This window comes from Paenibacillus sp. FSL R5-0744 (assembly GCF_037972555.1).
In the GTDB taxonomy this organism is placed as follows: domain Bacteria; phylum Bacillota; class Bacilli; order Paenibacillales; family Paenibacillaceae; genus Paenibacillus_AQ.
On the sequence record NZ_CP150228.1, the window covers coordinates 374,141 to 393,961 of the forward strand.

Consider the following 19,821-nt stretch of genomic DNA (forward strand, 5'->3'; position numbering starts at 1 on the left):
CTTGTAGTACACAGTGAACTGAATCCACTCATGAAAGAAGGTTATGTCAGTGACGATCAGTCTTTCCAAAGGACAGCGGATTGATCTTACCAAGACTAATCCAGGTCTGACAAAGGTAGTAGTTGGATTGGGCTGGGACACTAATAAGTATAGTGGAGGTCAAGATTTTGACCTCGATGCTTCAGCGTTTCTGCTTCATGAAGACGGCAAAGCTAAAGGTACAGATGATTTTGTATTCTATAACAACCCAAATGGTGGCGCAGGCTCTGTAGTCTACACGGGAGATAACCGTACAGGAGAAGGCGACGGAGATGACGAGCAAATTATCGTTGATTTTAGCAAAGTCCCTGCCCATATTCAGCGTATTGGTATTACCGTAACGATTTATGATTACGAAACTCGTGCACAGAACTTTGGACAAGTCTCCAATGCTTTCGTACGTGTTGTGGATGCTTCCACAGATCGTGAAGTACTCCGTTTCGACCTGGGTGAAGATTTCTCAACAGAGACGGCAGTTGTATTCTGCGAATTCTACCGCAATGGTGCGGATTGGAAATTCCAGGCAGTAGGTAGTGGTTTTGGCGGCGGCCTTAGCGCATTGTGTAAAAATTATGGGCTGGACGCGCAATAGCATCTTCCGGGCGGGGTCATCACCGATCCTGCCCTTTTTTTAATTCTTTATGGATTGCCTCACAAAGGAAATGGAATGGGTCTCGAAGTATAAACTCCACTTTGTGGAGTTATTTAAAAATATAAGAAAATATAAGTTTCACACGATACATTATGTCTTATATTTCTCGCTTAAACGCTTGCCGTCCTTATAAGGACGCCGAAGGCGTTTATGCTTGCTCCATTTATAAAGGTGGTGTAAGAATGGGTATTACAGTTGTCAAAGGACAAAAGGTTGATTTAACTAAAGGGAATCCTGGACTTGATTCTCTTATCGTAGAGATTGGCTGGCAATCGCCATCTTCACTTGAGATTGATACTTCTGCTTTTCTGCTTGGAGCGCAAGGTAAAGTAAGCAAAGATGAGGATTTGATATTTTATAATAATCCGTCTACACCTTATATCAGATATAAGGAAATGCCTACATCAAACAGCCTCAAGCAATTTGACGTGGAACTAAACAAAGTTCCTTCTGATATGATGAAACTCGCGTTTACACTTACCATTTATGATGGCGAGAAGCGAGGTCAAAGTTTTAGGCAGGTAAATCAGGCCTATTTTCGGATTCTGAATCAAGTAACAGGTGCGGAGCTTCTCCGATGTGATCTTGAAAATCATTTCTCCGTGGAAACGGCTGTTGTGGTAGGAGAATTATATAGATATAACGGTGAATGGAAATTCAGCGCCATTGCCGCGGGTTTTGCTGGTGGTCTACAGGAACTGTGTAGGAACTTTGGGATAGAAGCGAACGATGAACCGGCACCGACACCAATACCAATACCAGTGCCTAAGCCTGCTGCTCCGCCGCAGCCAGAGCTTAAACGTCAATCAGCGCCGGTAGCGGAGCATAAGATTCAGTTTCCACCTCCTCCTGCAGCTGCGCCTTCACCTGTAACACCCCCTCCGGTCAATCTCAACCTGAAGAAGATCGAACTGAAGAAAAAAGGCGATTCGATCAACCTGAAGAAATCAGCTGGTGGTTTGGGCGAATTGCTAATTAACCTTAACTGGAATCAGAAGCAGGGTGGAGGGCTATTTAATCGTAAAAATGGTGTGGATTTAGATCTTGCTTGTCTATATGAGTTGAAGAATGGCAGTAAGGGAGTAGTTCAGGCGCTGGGCAATGCTTTTGGCTCATTGAACCAACCTCCTTATGTCATGCTTGATGGAGATGACCGGACAGGCTCTGTAACAACCGGTGAGAATCTGCGGATTAATGGCAGCAAAATTGCTGATATTGAACGGATTCTAATTTTTTCTTTTATTTATAAGGGTGTTACCAATTGGTCAGAAGCTGACGGTGTTGTCACGATTACCCAGAGTGATGGCCCCGATATTATTGTCAATTTGGACGAGCATAACAACCGCAAAGGCATGTGTGCCATCGCGTTATTTCGGAATGTGAATAACGAGACATTCAGTGTTGAACGGCTGGTCCAATATTACAGTGGTCATCGGGAGATTGATGAGGCATATGGTTGGGGACTGCGCTGGGTTGCTGGCAGTAAATAGACGATTTTTTCGGAGGCGCAAGTGTAATGGATTGGTTCGCTGATTTTTTTAGGAATATTAGTGAGAACTACGGTCATTTTTTCTCATGGAGCGATGTGGTAGGTACGCTCTCAGACCCGGTTAGCTGGGGCATTATTGGTAGCTTAGTTCTGCTAGAGGGACTGCTCTCAGCAGACAATGCGCTTGTTCTCGCCGTCATGGTTAAGCATTTACCTAAAGAACAACAGAAGAGTGCGCTCTTTTACGGTATTATAGGAGCTTATGTATTCAGATTTTTAGCTATCGGTCTAGGGACATTTCTTATTAAATTCATGTTGGTTAAGGTTCTTGGTGCAGCCTATCTCTTTTATATCGCTTATGGCGGGTTATTTAAGGGCGGTGGCGATGAGAAGATCGAGAATAAGGGGTTCTCTTTTTGGAAGACGGTTCTCCTTGTTGAATTAATGGATATTGCTTTTAGTATTGATAGTGTTATTGCTGCATTTGGTGTTAGTAACCAGGTTTGGGTGCTCTTTATGGGCGGAATCATAGGCGTTCTGATGATGCGGGGAGTAGCGCAATTATTCTTAAAGCTTATTGATAAAATTCCGGAACTCGAGCGTGCCGCTTTTGCGCTTATTGCCATTATTGCTGGTAAAATGCTCGCGGGCGCTTTTGGGTACGAAATGCCACATGTATTATTCTTTTCAATCATTATTCTTGTATTCGGTGGTACGATCCTTTACAGCGTACTGCGTAAGAAAAAAGAAGCCCATAGAAATGCTTGATTTCAAAGCTAGTTGAACACTGCTGCTTTCAGGTAATCGTATATGTTTATAGCGTAGGCCTTCACTTATATATGAGAGAACCGGATAGGGTATAGCTGGTTCTGCCACTCTCTATAGGAGAGGCCTGCGCTTGTTTTGCTTGGCTTCGCAAAACTATAAGGGGGAACCATCTTGAGATACTTCGATTACCTGACGAAAGAACAAGAAATAGCCTTATTTTATAATCCACCGATTTCATTTAACCATAATACTACGAGTAAAGATTTGCTGGCTCATGCTGTTGGAGCTGCCCTTTATATGCCAGCAACTCGTGCTAGTGTTCCCGAAGACATTTTGAAGCTTAAAAGTGCAGGACTTGTAACCGTTATTATTGATCTGGAGGATGCGATCGGAGATAACGAGGTTGACCATGCAGAGGAGTCTCTCATTCAGCATCTTATTTTTCTCGCCGCATATGAGGAGAACGAGCCAAGCGGGAGTGATAGTCTTCCGCTTCTCTTCATCCGAGTTCGTAACCCGGAGCAGTTACAGCAGCTGATTTTTCGGTTAGGATCTTTGGTTACGATGTTAACAGGGTTTGTTTTCCCTAAGTTTTCGGTCGACAACGGAATCCAATATTTCGAGGCGATAGCCGATTACAATAGAACGCGCAGTTACTCAGACCCAGTGCTTTATGGCATGCCAATCCTGGAAAGTGCGCCTATTATTTACCGGGAGAGCCGGGTAGATAGTCTTTTATCTATTCGTAATTTGCTAGGCAACTACCGCGAATATGTGTTGAACGTTAGAATTGGAGCAACAGACTTCTCAAGTTTATTCGGACTGCGCCGTAGTCCTGATATTAGTATTTATGATCTTACCCCTATTCGAGACTGCATATCGGATATTATTAATATTTTTGGCAGAGTGGAAGAAGGGTATGTAATTTCCGGACCAGTCTGGGAATATTTTGCGAATAAAGGGCATCGGGTGCTCAGACCACAGCTACGGCAGACTCCGTTTGAGGACACCTATGGTAAAAACGGCCGCGACATGCGAAATAGTTACATTTCTAGCAGCATGGATGGGCTTATTCGTGAAGTGATTTTAGATAAAGAAAATGGAATCTTGGGCAAGACGATTATACATCCCTCACACCTCAGACCTGTTCAGGCCATGTACACGGTAATGCACGAGGAATATGTTGACGCCTGCAGTATCGTAGAGAGTAACGATGGCAGCCTAGGAGTCTTCAAGAGTCAATATTCTAATAAGATGAACGAGATTAAGCCGCATTTGAACTGGGCAAAACGGATTTTACTACGATCACAAATATACGGGGTGTTACATGAACAACAGCATTTTGTCGGATTATTACCCGAAAACGAATTTACACACGTATAACATAGTCGAGAACCTGCAGGTTACAGTTACCGAAACATCTAATCCCTTTCATTTGCCTGTGGATACTTTATTCTCCATGGCAGCCCGGATTAATAAGAAACGCTCCTTTTTGTTCGTCAGCAAGGTACTTGGTAAACATATCCCTGTTAATCCGTACACCTCTCTGCTAAGTGGTGCTGCATTAGCGCTGCTGTTATATCAGGAGATGAACGGTAATTCTGCGGATAATGATAGGATGGAAGATTTATTAGATAAAGCTGTACACGGACTGATGCACCCTGAGTCTGCCAAGGAAGCCTATGAGCATTTATTAGCGGCAAGATTAGTTCTTCCTAGGCCTGTTGTCTTTATTGGTTTTGCTGAGACTGCAACTGCGCTGGGTCACAGTGTGTACAACATGTTTGCCGATGCAGCATCATATATTCATACTACCCGTGAACATATCATCGATTTGGAGTCCATTGTTAGCTTTGAAGAAGAGCATTCACATGCGGTTGACCATCTATGTTACGCCTTGAATACTAAGCTATTATCAGGGACTGAGCCGATTATTTTGGTGGATGATGAGATTACAACAGGGAATACAGCAATTAATACGATCCGTGATATTCAGTCCAAATTCCCTCGGGAGGAATACGTAGTCGTTTCTATTTTGGATTGGAGGAGCGGTAATAATCTTCATACCTATAGCGAATTAGAACAGGAACTGGGGATTCGGATTAAGTCCTTATGTTTGCTTCAAGGAAGTATTGAAGTAAAAGGCACGCCTTTGCTAAATGCTAGGAATGACAAAGATTTGTTATCGTCTTCAGTGGAATCCGAAGTAGTGACTACTTATGTAGTGGACGGTTTAGAACGTCTGCAGGCAACATCCGTAGATTCATATGGTGACACCAACTCGTCTCCTTATTTGAAGTACAGCGGACGTTTCGGACTGGAGTCGCTGAATAATGATGGTCTTGATGTAGGGGTAACCCGGATAGCCGCTCAGCTAAGAGAACTACGAGGGGGAGATTCTAAGACTCTAGTGATGGGTGTAGGGGAATTTATGTACCTTCCTATGCGGATAGCGGCTGAGATGGGGGAAGGCATTTCATATCAGTCCTCTACTCGCAGTCCAATCCACCCTGAACGTCGACCAGATTACGGAGTGCATAGTGCTGCCGCATATCCTTCAGCTAGCGATCCGGAAATTACAAACTTTATTTATAATGTGGATTCTGATCAGTATGATGATATATTCGTGCTGATTGAGCGTGATGTACCGCATGAACGAATGAAACCCATGCTTGATATACTGAAGACACTGGCCCGCCATAAAGTGCATCTTATTGTACTGACTCCTAAAGGAAGAAGTGGAGGCCTCTAGTATGAAGGGAACAAGTAATCATAAAGTCATGGACAAAAAAATAGCAGAACCGGTTCCGCTAGGTAGCTATCCACCGTCAGATGTTACGTTTCTGCTCAAGGATCTTAGTGACGTTTCGCTGGAGCTGGCGACAGAGGAAAGGGAGGAAGCTATTCAATCCGGTGTCCATTATTCTGAGATGTTGCCCGTTGAATATCAGCCTACCGAGCAGTATATCGACTTGTTTCATGAGACGCTGCAGCAATCAGCTAAGAAGGTTGCTTTAGCTGTTGCCATTGTTTCTGAGATGATTGTCTCAAGAAGAGGACTAAGTACGGTGCTTGTCTCTTTAGCTAGAGCAGGAACACCCATTGGTATACTGATTAAGCGTTATATAGCTGAGAGATACAAGGTAGATTTGCCGCATTATAGTATTTCTATTATTCGAGGAAAAGGGATAGATGAGAATGCGATACTCTACATTCTGCAGAAGCATGGACTTGATGCTGATTTGCAGTTTGTGGATGGGTGGACAGGAAAAGGGGCTATCCGTGGGGTGCTGATTGATTCTTGCAACACCCTCTATGAGAAGTATGGTATTCGTTTAAATGATGATCTTGCCGTATTGGCTGACCCGGGAAACTGCGCAGGCATGTTTGGGACTAGAGAAGACTATCTCATTCCTAGCGCCTGCTTAAACTCTACCGTTTCAGGGCTGATGAGCCGAACGGTGTTACACGCTGATCTCATTGGTCCTGAGGAATTTCATGGTTCAAAGTTTTATAAGGAGTGGCTGGATGCGGACGAGTCTAATGTATTTATTAATACGATTTGCCCGTATTTTCCTTCCATAGTAGCAGAAGCGAAGAATATTGCTGGACAGATGCTGGAGCATCCGCCAGAAATCACTTGGCAGGGTCTTCGTGATATTCAGAGTATTCAGGAGACTTTCGGTATAGATAACATTAATCTGATAAAGCCGGGAGTCGGCGAAACAACCCGCGTATTACTGCGCAGAGTACCTTGGAAAATTCTTGTCAATACTATGGATAATCCGAATCTAAAGCATATTCTTCTCTTAGCGAAGGACCGGGGTGTTCCTGTTGAGATCTTTCCTGGGATGACGTACTCCTGCTGCGGAATAATTAAACCGCTGAAGGGGGAGACAGAATGATATATGCTAGTGATCTAGATCGTACTTTGATCTATTCTTTAGGTGCCATAGGTGTGCCGGAGAATACTCCAGGTTTAATTCCGGCGGAAATAATAGAGGGAAAGACGAGATCCTATATTTCGCAGCAAGCATTAAATCAGCTGATGGATCTGAACACACGGATTATTTTCATCCCGGTTACTACGCGTACGATACAACAATATAAGCGTATTAATCTGTTTCAAGAAACGGTCATACCTGACTATGCGGTTACGAGCAATGGGGGGAATATCCTAATCGGTGGAGTTGTCGATAAGGAATGGAGAGAATCAATCGGGAGATTGGTAGCTCGTCACTCTGCTGGGGCTGAAGAGGTTAGATCATATATCAAGGCGGTCGTGCGTGAGGATTGGATCATTAGTGAGAATTATTGTGATGATCTATTCTATTCCTTCATGGTTTATCGGGATCAGTTGCCTTTAGATGAAATCACTAATCTATCAGATCGGCTCTATAATCTCGGCTGGAGAGTTTCTTTACAAGGCCGCAAGTTGTACGCTGTGCCGGCTGCCGTGAACAAAAGCGACGCTATACTCCATTTGCGGCGCACCGTTCGCTCTGAACCTATGGTGGCCTCCGGGGACTCACTGCTAGATAAGAGTCTGCTTGAGAGTGCCGACTATGCTATTGCCCCTTGCCATGGTGAAATATTTGCAGAGCAACAGAGTGGTCTTGTAAAATCAAGATATCCATTTACGAAAGAATCAGGTGTATTTGCTGGAGATGAGATTTTGCAGTATGTAAATATGATCTATAATAATCTAACTGCATTGGGAGTGGGGCCACTATGAAAAAGGTAAATATTTATTTCAATCGTTGGTTTTCCGTGGCTTACCATTATATGAATCTCCTCCGCAATAACGAGGATGGTATACCGATTCAAATCTTTGCGACACACCCGGATATCCGCCATATGTCGCTACAAGGTGCTGACTTTGCTGAAACCGAGCCGGCGCTGAAGGGAATAGAATATGTTCAGTTTTGCGTTGATTTCTGTCGGCGTAATGAGATCGATGTTTTTATTCCACGGTTGCATATGCTTGATATTGCTCTCCATGCGGCAATGTTTGATGCGATTGGTACAAAGGTTCTGGTCTGTAGAGATCTTGATTTGCTGGAGTCCATTATGGACAAAGGTAAATTTTACGAGAATGTTAGTGAGCAGGGCATTATGAGTATCCCGGATTATCATGTAGTTAGTACAGCGGAGCAGTTTAAAGACGCTTACGAGGACCTTGTTGCCAAGGGACATCGTGTTTGCTTTAAGCCTACTGAAACAGAAGGCGGGTTAGGCTTCCGTATTATCGACAATACCCGCGATCCTCTTCAAGAGCTTTTTGGGTATGTAACTCCATTGATTACGTTTGATGATGCCTATCGTATTCTTGCAAGCAAAGAGACCTTCCCTGATTTGATGGTGATGGAATTACTGGAGGGTTACGAGTATAGTATAGATTGTCTGGCAGATGAGAACGGTAAGCTGTTAGTAGCTGTGCCACGTCGAAAAGTGGGCGGTCGTCTGCGATTGATGGAGCATATTCCTGAACTGGAGGAGATTGCAGCTAGAGTTGCAGAAGTTTACAAGATCCCCTTCAATTTCAATATTCAAATGAAATACAATGGAGATACTCCAAAGCTGTTGGAAATTAACCCACGAATGTCCGGTGGACTGCATATGTCATGTCTGTCAGGGATTAACTTTCCTTATTTAGCCGTTAAAAGCGCACTCGGTGGCGAGGTTCAGCCTATGAATTTTGAAGGTGATGTATTGGCTAGCCATCTGGAGCAACCGATGATTATGAAAATAAACGGCCAATCTGTCATTCCGGATGCCGTGAATTGAGCGTTCATAAAGTCGCTCACAAGAGGTGAGAACAATTCAGTTTAAATCGAAAGTATTGCTTTACGCCGGTATCGGCTACGTTGTTGCTGTATTAACGAGTTCTTTTCTTCCCGAATTCATCTCTCTGCTGTTGCCTTTAGCGGGTGCGGGGATAGGTGCTCTGGTAACGAGAAGTCCAAAAACCAATCTCCCAGCGGAGGTGTTGCCAGCAGGCCCTGTGACGACACCTATTGCTCCTACACCCGCTGCGAGTGCTCCTCAATTAAGCAACACGACAAATGATACTACATCAGGTAATCACAGCTATGACGGTAGAACTGAGAGCGCGGTGAAGATTGGACCGGAGTTCGCTCCGGTTGTGGAGTATCTTAGCATTCTGGAAGATATGATTATCTCAGAAGGGCAGAAGGATACGCTGGACAATGAAATTGTCGAGAAATCATTGGCGCTCTTCGCGAGGCTTCAACGTGTAATTCCACTGCTGCAGGAGCTGAATAACGGCGAGATTAATCATACGGTCCGCAGATTGATTCTGAAGGATTTGAATGGTGTAATCAACCCGTTCTTACGCCTAGGCGGTGAAGCAAAGACGAAGAATCGGAGAATGCTGCTGAACGGTCTAAGAGATGTCGATTCCAAAATATCGGATATTGCGTCCACGATCGAACATAAAGACCTGATGGAACTTCAGACGAAGGCGGAACTGATTCATCAGCGGTACAGCAGTTCCGAATTATAGGAGGGAATCCCATGTCCACGCAGTTGATCCAATTAAAAAAAGAAGATGAACAAAAGGTAGTCGAGGAAGCGGCACAATTAATTGAGAAGGTATCCCAAACGGATACTGTTACACTGGATTCCTTGATGGATGATATCGGTAAGCTTGGGGTTAAGACGCAGGAAAAAGCAGGACAAACCTTGAAGCTGCTGGATCGCCCGGTGAATGACCTGATGTCTGGTAAACGCGTTGAAGTGCCTAACATGATTATGAAGCTGCGGAATGAGTGTGAGAATCTGCAGCAAAGTAAGAATGTGAGCTTCTTTGGCAAGATGCTACGCAAGAGTCCGATGAAGAACTATGTGTACAAATATCAGTCGGTCCGTACGAACATTGATGCCATTGTTACAGGGCTTCGCGATGGTAGAGATACCCTCGAAGAGAGCATTGTGAATATGCGTCAGCTGAAACGTACTTCCATGGAAGAGATCTATAACCTACAGACCAAAATTGCTTTCGGCACTAAGTTGAAAGAGTTGTTCGAGGTAGAGATCGCGAAGCCTGAGAATGAGTACCGTAAAGCTTATCTGGAGCGCGGTTTGCGTAAAGTGATGGTTCGAATTCAGTCGATGACAGAAATGATTCTGCTGTACAATCAAGCGATTGCTGCTACAGATATTATTAATGACAATAATGACAAGCTGATTGATTCCGTGAATAACGCTATTGATAAGACCTCTAATCTGATCACGGTGTCGGCAATGATTGCGATGTCTTTAGCGGATCAGGAGAACGTCATCAATGCTGTAGAAGCGACGAATAAGACGATTGAAGATCAATTTAAAGAAAATGCACGTCTGCTGCGTACCACTACAGAGAAAACAACCGAGTTGCTGTCTAAGCCTTCTATGTCTATGGAAGCTGTGAATCAAGCGATCGGTGATCTGCTTAGCGCATTAGACACTTCAGAACAGTCCAACCGTCGCATTATTGAGAGCTGCCAGGATTATACGTCTAAAATGACGGCAATCAATACTCAACTAGGCAATCGTTTAGGACTAAATGAGGCGGACAAGCCTCAGGCACTGAAGCAAGGAGAGGCTGAGAGTCAACTGAGCAGTTTCTTGAACTAAATTTGTTTTGACAATAATAAAAATACAGAGAATAGATTGAGAAGCCTGTTGAATTCATTCAACAGGCTTTTTTAAACGCCAATACTCAATCATAAAGCCCTATCTTCACACATAAGTTGTCACAAGACTACATGTGGAGGAAGTGAGGATAGGCATATGATCTTAGGGTGCTTGATACTCGTGCTTATCATCGTAGCCAGTAGTGAAAGAGCAGAAGCGATTGCAAAAATGAATGAGGACACTTAGGATTTTTACCATGATTTGGTTCAAGTAATTTCCAGCTGGTTATTGGGTATAATAACGCAAGATTGCACGATTAGCCCATAACTAGCTGGAAAACCCAAATTCCTAAGGAGGTCACATGGAGAACGAGGCGCTGCTACAGGTTGAACAATTAGCACTTAAGAAACAAAAGATCTATCGGCAAAGTATATTGCGCTATATTGCCAGAGCCATGCTGGCCAGTATGTTTATCGGGTTCGGCGTAATTGTAGCATTCAAGACAGGCAACTACTTCTATATGGAGCATTCACCATTTGCGTATCCAATGGCTGCGATTACTTTTGGAGCAGCGATCATCCTAATCTCATACGGGGGAGGGGACTTATTTACCGGAGATACTTTCTACTACACGTACACTGCTTTGAGACGCAAAATGAAATGGTCCGAGGTTGTACGCATGTGGATCATGAGTTATATAGGTAACATTCTTGGTGCTGCTGCATTTGCACTGTTGATTTTTTTAACAGGCCTGTTTTACAGTTCTGATGTAAATGGTTTTTTACTATATGTGGTTGAGCATAAAATGGAGGCTCCGGCAGGTCAGCTTTTTTTCCGTGCTATCCTCTGTAACTGGCTCGTTTGTATGGCTTTTTTCATCCCGATGAATATAAAGGGCGATGGGGCCAAAATGTTCGCAATGGTCTTATTCGTATTCTGTTTTTTCATCTCTGGTTATGAGCATAGTATTGCCAATATGTGTACCTTTGCAATTGCATTAGTCCTTGATCATCCCGGAACGGTTTCGTGGGGCGGTGTGGTACATAATCTTGTGCCCGTTACAATCGGAAATCTAATTGGTGGTGGAGTTCTGATGGGGGTTATGTATTATTATGTGAACAAACCTTTTCTGGATGATCCGAAACATTAAGAAGAAATAATGTGAATCCGCAACTTCGCTCTTTAAAGGGCGGAGTTTTTTTGTGCTGCAAGAAATTTATTCGCATTGGGATATTTTGATTTTTTAGGGTTCAAAAGGATTAGGGGGAAAGAAGTAGAATACATATTAGTATTACAAAATTGAAGATTCATACAGAATGGGGTAAGGCTTTGGAAAAGACAACAGGGGTACTGACGGATGAGACTATCATTAAGGCTTCCAATCAGCATTGCATTGATCAAGGAATAGACCCTGAGCAGCCTCCTATTTTTCCAAAATGTTATGCTGCAGATGAACTGGGGTCGCAACTCCGTGTATATAGTGAAGTGATTGAGGTTATTGATTTTTTCGTAAACAAGTTTCTTTCTTCAGTAAAAGGCAATCCGATCCTTGTTACCATATCGGATGATGCAGGTTATCTATTGGCGTTCAAAGGGGATCCGACGATTATTGATCTCGTAGGGCAGGTTGGCATCAAAGAAGGTGTGCAACTAAATAAAGAAGTGGGTACAAATTCAATTGCGTTGTGTCTCGAACACCATCGGCCTTTTCAGTTGAAGGGACAAGACCATTATCATCAAATTCTTCATCGTTTAGTGTGCTGCACGGCTCCTTTTTATAAAGAGGATGGGCTTGAAATATTGGGGACGATATCATTTATGGCGGATATAGATGTGGCACATCCCCACTTATTGCCATTGCTCTGTACCATGGCTGACTCCATCGAACGCGAGATTTTGCTGCGTAGAGGGAATGCTGAGCTTCAGCTTTTAAATCGAATCCTATTGGATACCAATTATTTGGGTGTTATTATAACGGATGAACTCGGAACGATCGTCAATATAAATGAGAACTGCTTAAACATGCTTCATTTGGATGGTGAACATCAAGAATCTGTTATCGGTGCCAGTGTCTTCGAAATTCGAAATGTGGGCTCTTATTTTCAGCATGTCATTCTTCAGCAAGAGGCATGTGCTGGGCTGGAAGTGATTCAGGAGAGCAACGGTTTGTTTGAACATTATATGCTGGATGTGCTTCCGGTTTATGATTCGAATGCATGTTTAGCTCGTGTGATTGGGAGTCTTCGTAATATCACAGAGATGAAAAAAACGGAAGAAGTGCTGCGCAATACAGAGAAGCTAGTGGTTGCTGGACAACTAGCCATGAGTATCGCACATGAGATTCGCAATCCGCTAACTACAGTCAAAGGAATGCTTCAACTGGCCAATAAAGATTCGCAACTGCTACATTATGATCTTATTATGTCAGAAGTAGAAAGAATGAACCTCATTGTGAGTGAGTTCCTCATATTAGGTAAACCGCAGGCCGCGCATTATAGGGTAGAACAATGTAGCACGATTCTGCAGGAAGTGCTCAGCATCTTTGCGATTCAAGTGGAGATGAATAATATATCACTGAACACGCAATTCCATTTTGATGCGAATATCTTGTGTGATCGCAATCATATCAAGCAGGTCTTCCTAAACATCCTAAGAAACTCAATGGAAGCCTTACCTTTTGGCGGAAGCATTACAGTTGCCCTAGATGTGGAGAATGGCTTCCAGAAGATTACCTTCACAGACAACGGAGAGGGTATGAACCAGGAAGTACTGGAGAAATTAGGCCAGCCTTTTCATACGACCAGAGGTGATGGTAATGGACTGGGAATCATGATTGTTAAAAAGATAGTATCTGCACATAGAGGGCGAGTGGCCATAGCGAGTGAAGTGGGCGTAGGTACAGCCGTTACGATTTATCTGCCAATAAAATAAAGGGCTTGTCTTGGTTATTTCTTCGTCATGCAAGCAGTAATTCATAATAAAAGACTCTTCCGCCCAAGCAGGCTGGAAGAGTCTTTTGTTTGGAGATAGTCTACCACTTGGATCCGCCTGATGAATTTCGGCCGGACTTCCCTCCGCCGCCCCAAGAAGATCCGCCGGAGGATCTGCCACCGCTGCCGCCGCCACCCCAGGAGGAGCCACCGGAGGAGCGTCCTCCACCGAATCCACCTGATGAAGGTGGGCCAGAGGACATTCGCTTGCGAGCCTGCGCGCGACGTTGCTGTTCTCTCATCATAGCTAATTGAGCTAATCGTTCTTCTTCTTCCTTCTGACGAACGAGTCGGTTCGCTTCATTCACAAAGGAAGTGATCTGTGAATCATAAGAACGGCCAAGGGACTCCAGTTCCTCAAGATTATAAGGCCGGGATGTCAGGCGATGATCCAGTGCACTGTATTCCGGCAGTAAGGATAGCTCGAAGTGAATTCTAGAAGATAACCCTCTGCTATGCAGCATTCGTTGGGTCGTTTCCACCCGGCTTTGCCCTTCGGAAAAGAGGCGAGTGACCTTATCCAGTCTTTCATGAAGTGCATTTAGACTTTCTGAGACACCATCGAACTGCCTTGCAGCTTCATCTAGGAGGGATAGCAACTGTTCTAGCGCATTGTGGGCCTTATCATATTCGCCGCGCTCATCACTGGTCCAATTCTCAATCTGCGCTACTTCACTAGCACCTTCCCGAAGGCGTGTGCTCCACTCTGTAAGGATGTTCTCCACAGTTGACACATGCTGTTCTTCAAAATACATACGTGCTTCGGTAATTCGGCTTTGCAGTCCGTCTCGCCGCTGTTTTAATTGGCTCCATTCGGTGCGGAATGTCTCTAAATCTCTGCGGTTGTTCTGCCGAAGGAGTGCTTGTTGTTCTGTCATAGTAACAGCCTCATCCAGGAGAAGGTCAAGAGTGGCGCCAATCTTGCGCACCTCATCCATATCTCCAACACGCAGCGGCGCTTCAAGAGTCAGCGATTCTGCGCGGGCCTGCTCCAGACGGTCAAATGGTTTTACCTTCATGTTGTGGAGTGAATTCTGCTCGATGATGTTTGTGATTTTGGTACGGGCTGCAGCTAATACCGTAGGGAACTGGTTTAGCTTATCATCGTAGAGATCGACATCCTTCAGGTCTTGTTCAATCTTTTCTTGGCGATCTTGTGCATCCTCGGTAATTTCTTGTGCGGCGATAGGGTCAAAAAGCTCCAATTGATCTGCCTTAGAGGTCTCCTCGGCAAGCTCCTTGAGCTCTTCTACAATTTCTTGAAGTGCATAGCCGGTTTCTTTAACCGCACCTTGTAGCTGCTCTTCAAGCTCTGGTGCATCCTCTTTCAGCTCTGTAATTCGCTGTTTAACATTGCGATCAGCTTCACTGATGACAGCAATGTTCTTCTCTTCCTCCTCAAGCGCTGCGCGGAAGGAGTCCTCTGTCTGCTGTAATTGTTCCACGGCTGCCTTAAGGGCAGTCAAACGATAAAAGGGTGGCTGTACACCTTGCCCATCATTTTGCAGTGAAGAGATTTCAACGAGCTTTGCAGAGAGTCGTTTTGAAATGCCTTCTACCAGTACCTCGGTTTTTCCCTGAACAATCCCTTGAAATGGCTTTAATGACTCCAATGCTCGATTCGCCCGTACTAGCAAATCGGATAACTGCTCTTGTTGTACGTTTAGCTGTTTGCGTCGACGTAGACCTGTGATCACTAAAAATAGCACAAGTAGTATTAGTACGATTCCGATTAGAATGGCGGCAATCGTAAACATGGAGCTACTGGAGCGGTTTCCTGTACTGACCGAGTTCCCTGGTTTACCGGAGGTTCCGTTCCCTAAACCGCTATTCGTACTGCCAACTGCGCTACCGCTTCCTGCACTTCCTCCAGCATTTCCGGTACTCTCCCCGATGGAATGAACCGCTTTAATTAAAGCCTTTGTCCCTCCAGCGAAGTCTCCTTCTCTGGCATAAGGGATGAAATAAGTATCAAGCAGCGCTGTAATGGCAGCACTTCCTGATTTCCCTCCCTGATTTTGGGACCAGGCATTTAACGAGGTTTGAAAGCCAGGATTGTTAAAATTAAGTTCAATGGACTGATCGCCAGCAGAGATCAGCAAGAGAATATCGCGAGTGGACAGTCCCCATGAGGCGTAAGTATCCTCGGCGTATCTATCGACCGCAGTACCGTTTAAGGAATCTACGGTGAGTACATGCATAGTAACGAGATCTCCAGTGGCAGCAGCAGAAATGGACTTCGCTTCTGCGGAACTAAACATTCCAGCTTTATCGGTTACTAATCCCTGTTGAGCAGGGATTTCGGCGGCGTATGCAACGGGTATCCATAACACGCTGATCAATAAGAATATAGCTAAATACTTTTTCAAGCTGACACGCTCCAATCTGAAGGACTTTGTATTCAATATATTATGCTGATAATTATACTATATCATTAACCCTCACGTGACGCGGGGATACTCCTATTCTTACATGGCTGCCAATCATACAAGCAAAAAAAGCCGCATTCCCTAAAGGAATGCGGCGAATATTCAGAAAGATTATCTTGTCGGCAGACAAAGAATGTATTGCAATCTGGATTTAATTTCTTTTTGCCATTTTAAATCTCCAACTTTAACGGCAAGATTGAGCAGATCCAGATAATCGTCAACCTGTAGTGTTGTTCGGGTAGAGGTAACGTTCATGGGTGATCAGTCTCCTTTTAACTTAAATATAGTAAAGTGAAATCAATAACTTATTTAATAATGATAATCATTATCAACTTGTATCATTATTGCTATTATCCACATTTTCCATCTAAAAAGCAATATAAAAATGTAGCATCCGTAATTTTATATAATTTACAAAGGGAAGGGTTCATTGCTGGGATTTGCGTATATTATGTGACGAGGAAAGAAAAAGCAGGGGTATTGCCATATTTTGTCGAATAACATTTAGGATATTACTGTAAATTCAGTAAAAAGGGGGAATGAGCGATGAAGCAGTGCAGACTGTTGCTTCTGATTAGCATTCTATTTATGCTCTTACCTCCTAATGCCATTCACGCCGAAAGAAAGGAGATCGAATATCAAGTAGAGCTGGAATATCCACCTTATAAATATATAAAAGATGGGTACATGACTGGTTTTGATATTGAATTGAGTAATATGATCTTTGAGAAGCAGGATTACGATGTCCACTACAGTACAGGGAAGTGGCCTGATGTATATAATCGGCTCGTTCAGGGAGATATCGAAACAGCGGGTCTAATGGCAGTAACGGAAGGCCGAAAACAAGAGTTGTTATTTTCGGAACCTGTTTTCAAAAGCTATATTTCAATCTACGCAAGGCGAGGGCTTAAGGGTGAGATCGATTTAAATAAGCTTGGAGGTTATAAGATAGGTCTAGGAAACGGGCAGTATTCTGAAACAGTACTGAACGGGAAACTGGGAATTAACGATTACGTAGAATTTGCTACGATTCCTGAAGCCTTGGAGGCTTTAGAAAAAGGGGAGATTGACCTTCTATTTGAGAATCAGGAGGTGGTCGATTATCTGCTCGTTGAACAGGGGAAGACGGACAGTATTATTAAGAAAATGAATGATCTTTATCCCAGGGATGTGGCTTTTGCAATCAATAAGTCTACACCGGAGTTAGTTTCTTATGTTAACGAGAGATTGGAGGAATTACAGCATTCGGGTGCTTTTGAAGAATTGTACCAGAACTATTTCTTCGTTCATTCTGATTATTATAAAGGCATGATCCACAAAAGATGGGTTTACGGAGCAATCCTTCTATTCTGTCTTCTTATGCTGGGTGGAGTCCTGCTTAAAATGAATATTAATCGTTTACGGCGTGCTGTTTATTCAGAGCATCAATTTTTTGAGGATGTTATAGAGCATAGTGGTATGGTAGTTTGGGCGGTGCAGGCAGATAAAAAGGTAGTGCGGTTTAACAAGTTTGCTGAGCGGATGACGGGTTTAAGCGAAAAAGAGGTGCTGGGAGTAAATATTGAGTATATCGATGGTCTAAAAGGTAGTACGGCTGCAATCCGTGATCTTTTGATGCGGGCAATACGGAATGAATATGTTAACAACGTAGAAATTAAGCTCCCAGACCAGTCATCTGAAGCGCGATATTTCTCATTCCGGACAGCCTTATTAAAAGGACTTGATAAGCAAGCAGCCGATATCTTTGTACTTGTAGGTGTGGATATCGATAATCGTAAACAAAATGAGCTGAGGCTACAGCTAAGTTATAAGGAATTGGAAGCTACATACGAAGAGCTCTCAGCGACAGAGGTCGATCTACAGGAACAATTTAATAGGCTTCAAATCAGTGAACGACGTTTCCGGCTCACCACAGAAGGTTCTGGTGCATATATGTGGGAGTTTGATTTGGAGGCGAGACGATTTCATTTATCAGACCGATGGTATGACCTCATTGGTTACACGAAGGATGAAATTAACTCGTTTGAAGAGGGAGCTTTTAGTATTGTTCATCCCGATGACCTAGCTTCAACCCGTAAGCTTAAACATGATCACCTGGAGGGTGTTACACCTATTTTCGAAACGGAGTTCCGCATGATTACCAAAGACAATCAAATCGTGTGGTTTGAAGTTAGGGGTAAGGCTACCGTTAATCCAAAGGATGAAGTTCTGTTATTCATGGGCTCCTTGATTGATATCAGCGAGCGGAAGCAAGCGGAGCTTAATCTGAGCAACAGCTACCAAGAACTTGGGGCGACCTATGAGCAGCTCGCGACTACTCAACAGGAGCTTCTAGTACAATATAATATGCTTCTAGACAATCAGAAACATATGCATCGTCTGGCTTATGTGGATGCGCTTAGTAACTTACCTAACCGTTTATGTCTGCTGGAGACCATGGAGAAGTATCTAAAGCATCCGGAAGGGAAATTTGCACTATTGTTTCTAGATTCAGATAATTTCAAATACATCAACGATACCTTAGGTCATAAATCCGGGGATGTACTCATCCGGAAGGCAAGTGAGAGATTGCAGTCACTGATGCGGGAAGGAGATATGCTCTCACGGCTAGGTGGAGATGAATTTGTCATTTTTATTAAGGATACAGAGGACCGTGAGGCTGTATTGAATCTGGCAGAGCGTATAATGAGAGCGTTCAGGCAGTCCTTTTTAATAGGAGAGAGTAATCTGTACGTCTCGCTAAGCATCGGAATTTCCTTTTATCCAGAGGATGGGGAGACGGCCGAGCAAATTTTGAGTAATGCGGATGTGGCGATGTACCGTGCTAAAGAGGATGGCAAGGGAACTTATGTAGTCTATGACAAATCGATGCATACAGCGTTTAATGAACGAATGAATATAGAGAAACATTTGCGCAGTGCAATGAACAATAATGAATTTGAACTGAACTATCAGCCCCAGATGGATATCGAATCCGGATTCATCTCAGGCTTTGAAGCTTTAATTCGTTGGAACAGCCCATCGCTTGGTTCTGTATCTCCACTTTCGTTTATAAAAATTGCTGAGGATTCCAGACTGATCATCGATATTGGTGAATGGGTGCTTCGCGAATCTTGCATCTTTATGAAAGGTATTCAAGATCGTACAGGTGTTCCTTATAAAATATCGGTCAATATTTCGATTATTCAGCTATTCCAGAACGATTTTATCGAGATGGTACAGGATAGTCTGGCAGTAAGTGGTCTAAATCCAAGCTGTCTTGAGCTGGAAATCACGGAGTCTATTTTTATGAAATCATTTGAGAGTATTCTGGGTAAGCTGCAGTTTCTTAAATCTAAGGGCATTAGTATCGCCTTGGATGATTTCGGAACGGGCTACTCATCACTTAGCTATTTGCAGCAATTGCCGATTTCAACGCTCAAGATGGATAAAACCTTTATTGATTCACTCTCAGAAAAAGCTAACAGCCAGTCTTTTGTGCAGTCCATTATACAGTTGGGGCATAATATGGGACTGAAAGTTGTAGCAGAGGGTGTAGAAGAGGTTATTCAAATGGATTTGCTCCAGCAATTAGGCTGCGACAAGGTTCAAGGCTACCTGATTAGCAGACCTGTGCCAAAGCAGGCAGTCGAAGAGCTTTTGGAAACACAGAGGCGCTATGGGATTTAGCAGTCAGATTCAAACAGATGAACACAAACAAGCCCGTGAAAAGATCCGTGGGCTTATTTGTTCAAATATAAGAGTTTATAAGTCTCACGCTATATATTATCCTTATATTTCTCGCATAAACGCTTACCGTCCATTAGGGACGTCGAA

Annotated in this window: 15 protein-coding genes; 13 read left to right on the forward strand and 2 right to left on the reverse strand. The window is 43.6% G+C overall.

All coding sequences use genetic code 11. The annotated features are described in order from the left end of the window. Positions 1-49 precede the first annotated feature (49 nt). The 12 genes from MKY19_RS01685 to MKY19_RS01740 all read left to right on the forward strand — a co-directional run bounded on the left by MKY19_RS01685 (position 50) and on the right by MKY19_RS01740 (position 13,517). Complete coding sequence (locus MKY19_RS01685) at positions 50-631, forward strand: TerD family protein (RefSeq protein ID WP_076299900.1); 582 nt, start codon at positions 50-52, stop codon at positions 629-631. 242 nt (positions 632-873) lie between these two features. Then, positions 874-2,181: a TerD family protein gene (locus tag MKY19_RS01690; protein ID WP_339804107.1), complete on the forward strand. Its 1,308-nt coding sequence runs from the start codon at positions 874-876 to the stop codon at positions 2,179-2,181. Between the two features lie 26 nt (positions 2,182-2,207). Then, the gene (locus MKY19_RS01695; protein WP_339799867.1) at positions 2,208-2,948 is read left to right on the forward strand and encodes a DUF475 domain-containing protein; all 741 of its coding nucleotides are present in this window, start codon (positions 2,208-2,210) and stop codon (positions 2,946-2,948) included. Between the two features lie 171 nt (positions 2,949-3,119). Next, complete coding sequence (locus tag MKY19_RS01700; RefSeq protein ID WP_256716336.1) at positions 3,120-4,331, forward strand: HpcH/HpaI aldolase/citrate lyase family protein; 1,212 nt, start codon at positions 3,120-3,122, stop codon at positions 4,329-4,331. Positions 4,332-4,407: 76 nt separating this feature from the next. Next, positions 4,408-5,700 carry a phosphoribosyltransferase family protein gene (locus MKY19_RS01705; RefSeq protein WP_339804110.1) on the forward strand — a complete coding sequence of 431 codons (1,293 nt, stop codon included), beginning with the start codon at positions 4,408-4,410 and terminating at the stop codon, positions 5,698-5,700. A gap of 1 nt (position 5,701) precedes the next feature. After that, positions 5,702-6,853, forward strand: coding sequence for a cysteine protease StiP family protein (locus MKY19_RS01710; RefSeq protein WP_339799869.1), 1,152 nt, complete (start codon positions 5,702-5,704; stop codon positions 6,851-6,853). After that, a complete protein-coding gene (locus tag MKY19_RS01715) occupies positions 6,850-7,683 on the forward strand; it encodes an HAD family hydrolase (RefSeq protein WP_042184268.1) in 834 nt (277 codons plus the stop codon). The genes MKY19_RS01710 and MKY19_RS01715 overlap by 4 nt, the downstream gene beginning before the upstream one ends. Further along, positions 7,680-8,735: an ATP-grasp domain-containing protein gene (locus tag MKY19_RS01720; protein ID WP_339268325.1), complete on the forward strand. Its 1,056-nt coding sequence runs from the start codon at positions 7,680-7,682 to the stop codon at positions 8,733-8,735. The genes MKY19_RS01715 and MKY19_RS01720 overlap by 4 nt, the downstream gene beginning before the upstream one ends. A 34-nt stretch (positions 8,736-8,769) precedes the next feature. After that, on the forward strand, positions 8,770-9,474 hold the full coding sequence (locus MKY19_RS01725; RefSeq protein WP_076285216.1) for a hypothetical protein: 705 nt from the start codon (positions 8,770-8,772) through the stop codon (positions 9,472-9,474). 11 nt (positions 9,475-9,485) lie between these two features. Further along, a complete protein-coding gene (locus tag MKY19_RS01730) occupies positions 9,486-10,586 on the forward strand; it encodes a toxic anion resistance protein (protein ID WP_042184271.1) in 1,101 nt (366 codons plus the stop codon). 361 nt (positions 10,587-10,947) lie between these two features. Continuing rightward, complete coding sequence (locus MKY19_RS01735; RefSeq protein ID WP_042184273.1) at positions 10,948-11,736, forward strand: formate/nitrite transporter family protein; 789 nt, start codon at positions 10,948-10,950, stop codon at positions 11,734-11,736. A gap of 149 nt (positions 11,737-11,885) precedes the next feature. Beyond that, positions 11,886-13,517, forward strand: a complete 1,632-nt coding sequence (locus MKY19_RS01740) for an ATP-binding protein (protein WP_339799872.1) — start codon at positions 11,886-11,888, stop codon at positions 13,515-13,517. A 100-nt stretch (positions 13,518-13,617) separates the two neighbouring features. Here MKY19_RS01740 and MKY19_RS01745 read toward each other — a convergent pair whose 3' ends face one another. Beyond that, a complete protein-coding gene (locus tag MKY19_RS01745; protein WP_339799874.1) occupies positions 13,618-15,945 on the reverse strand; it encodes a septation ring formation regulator EzrA in 2,328 nt (775 codons plus the stop codon). Between the two features lie 171 nt (positions 15,946-16,116). Then, complete coding sequence (locus MKY19_RS01750; protein ID WP_167348483.1) at positions 16,117-16,260, reverse strand: hypothetical protein; 144 nt, start codon at positions 16,258-16,260, stop codon at positions 16,117-16,119. A gap of 291 nt (positions 16,261-16,551) precedes the next feature. Between MKY19_RS01750 and MKY19_RS01755 the strand changes: the two genes are divergently transcribed. Further along, positions 16,552-19,674 (forward strand): EAL domain-containing protein, encoded by a 3,123-nt coding sequence (locus tag MKY19_RS01755; protein ID WP_339799877.1) that lies wholly within the window; start codon positions 16,552-16,554, stop codon positions 19,672-19,674. The last annotated feature ends 147 nt before the right edge of the window (positions 19,675-19,821 follow it).

Excerpts from the sequence above, each read along its gene's own strand:
- MKY19_RS01690 (WP_339804107.1), top strand. The coding sequence starts at position 874 with ATGGGTATTACAGTTGTCAAAGGACAAAAGGTTGATTTAACTAAAGGG.
- MKY19_RS01735 (WP_042184273.1), top strand. The coding sequence starts at position 10,948 with ATGGAGAACGAGGCGCTGCTACAGGTTGAACAATTAGCACTTAAGAAA.
- MKY19_RS01715 (WP_042184268.1), top strand. The coding sequence starts at position 6,850 with ATGATATATGCTAGTGATCTAGATCGTACTTTGATCTATTCTTTAGGT.
- MKY19_RS01710 (WP_339799869.1), top strand. The coding sequence starts at position 5,702 with ATGAAGGGAACAAGTAATCATAAAGTCATGGACAAAAAAATAGCAGAA.
- MKY19_RS01720 (WP_339268325.1), top strand. The coding sequence starts at position 7,680 with ATGAAAAAGGTAAATATTTATTTCAATCGTTGGTTTTCCGTGGCTTAC.
- MKY19_RS01750 (WP_167348483.1), bottom strand. The coding sequence starts at position 16,260 with ATGAACGTTACCTCTACCCGAACAACACTACAGGTTGACGATTATCTG.
- MKY19_RS01730 (WP_042184271.1), top strand. The coding sequence starts at position 9,486 with ATGTCCACGCAGTTGATCCAATTAAAAAAAGAAGATGAACAAAAGGTA.
- MKY19_RS01705 (WP_339804110.1), top strand. The coding sequence starts at position 4,408 with ATGGCAGCCCGGATTAATAAGAAACGCTCCTTTTTGTTCGTCAGCAAG.
- MKY19_RS01695 (WP_339799867.1), top strand. The coding sequence starts at position 2,208 with ATGGATTGGTTCGCTGATTTTTTTAGGAATATTAGTGAGAACTACGGT.
- MKY19_RS01755 (WP_339799877.1), top strand. The coding sequence starts at position 16,552 with ATGAAGCAGTGCAGACTGTTGCTTCTGATTAGCATTCTATTTATGCTC.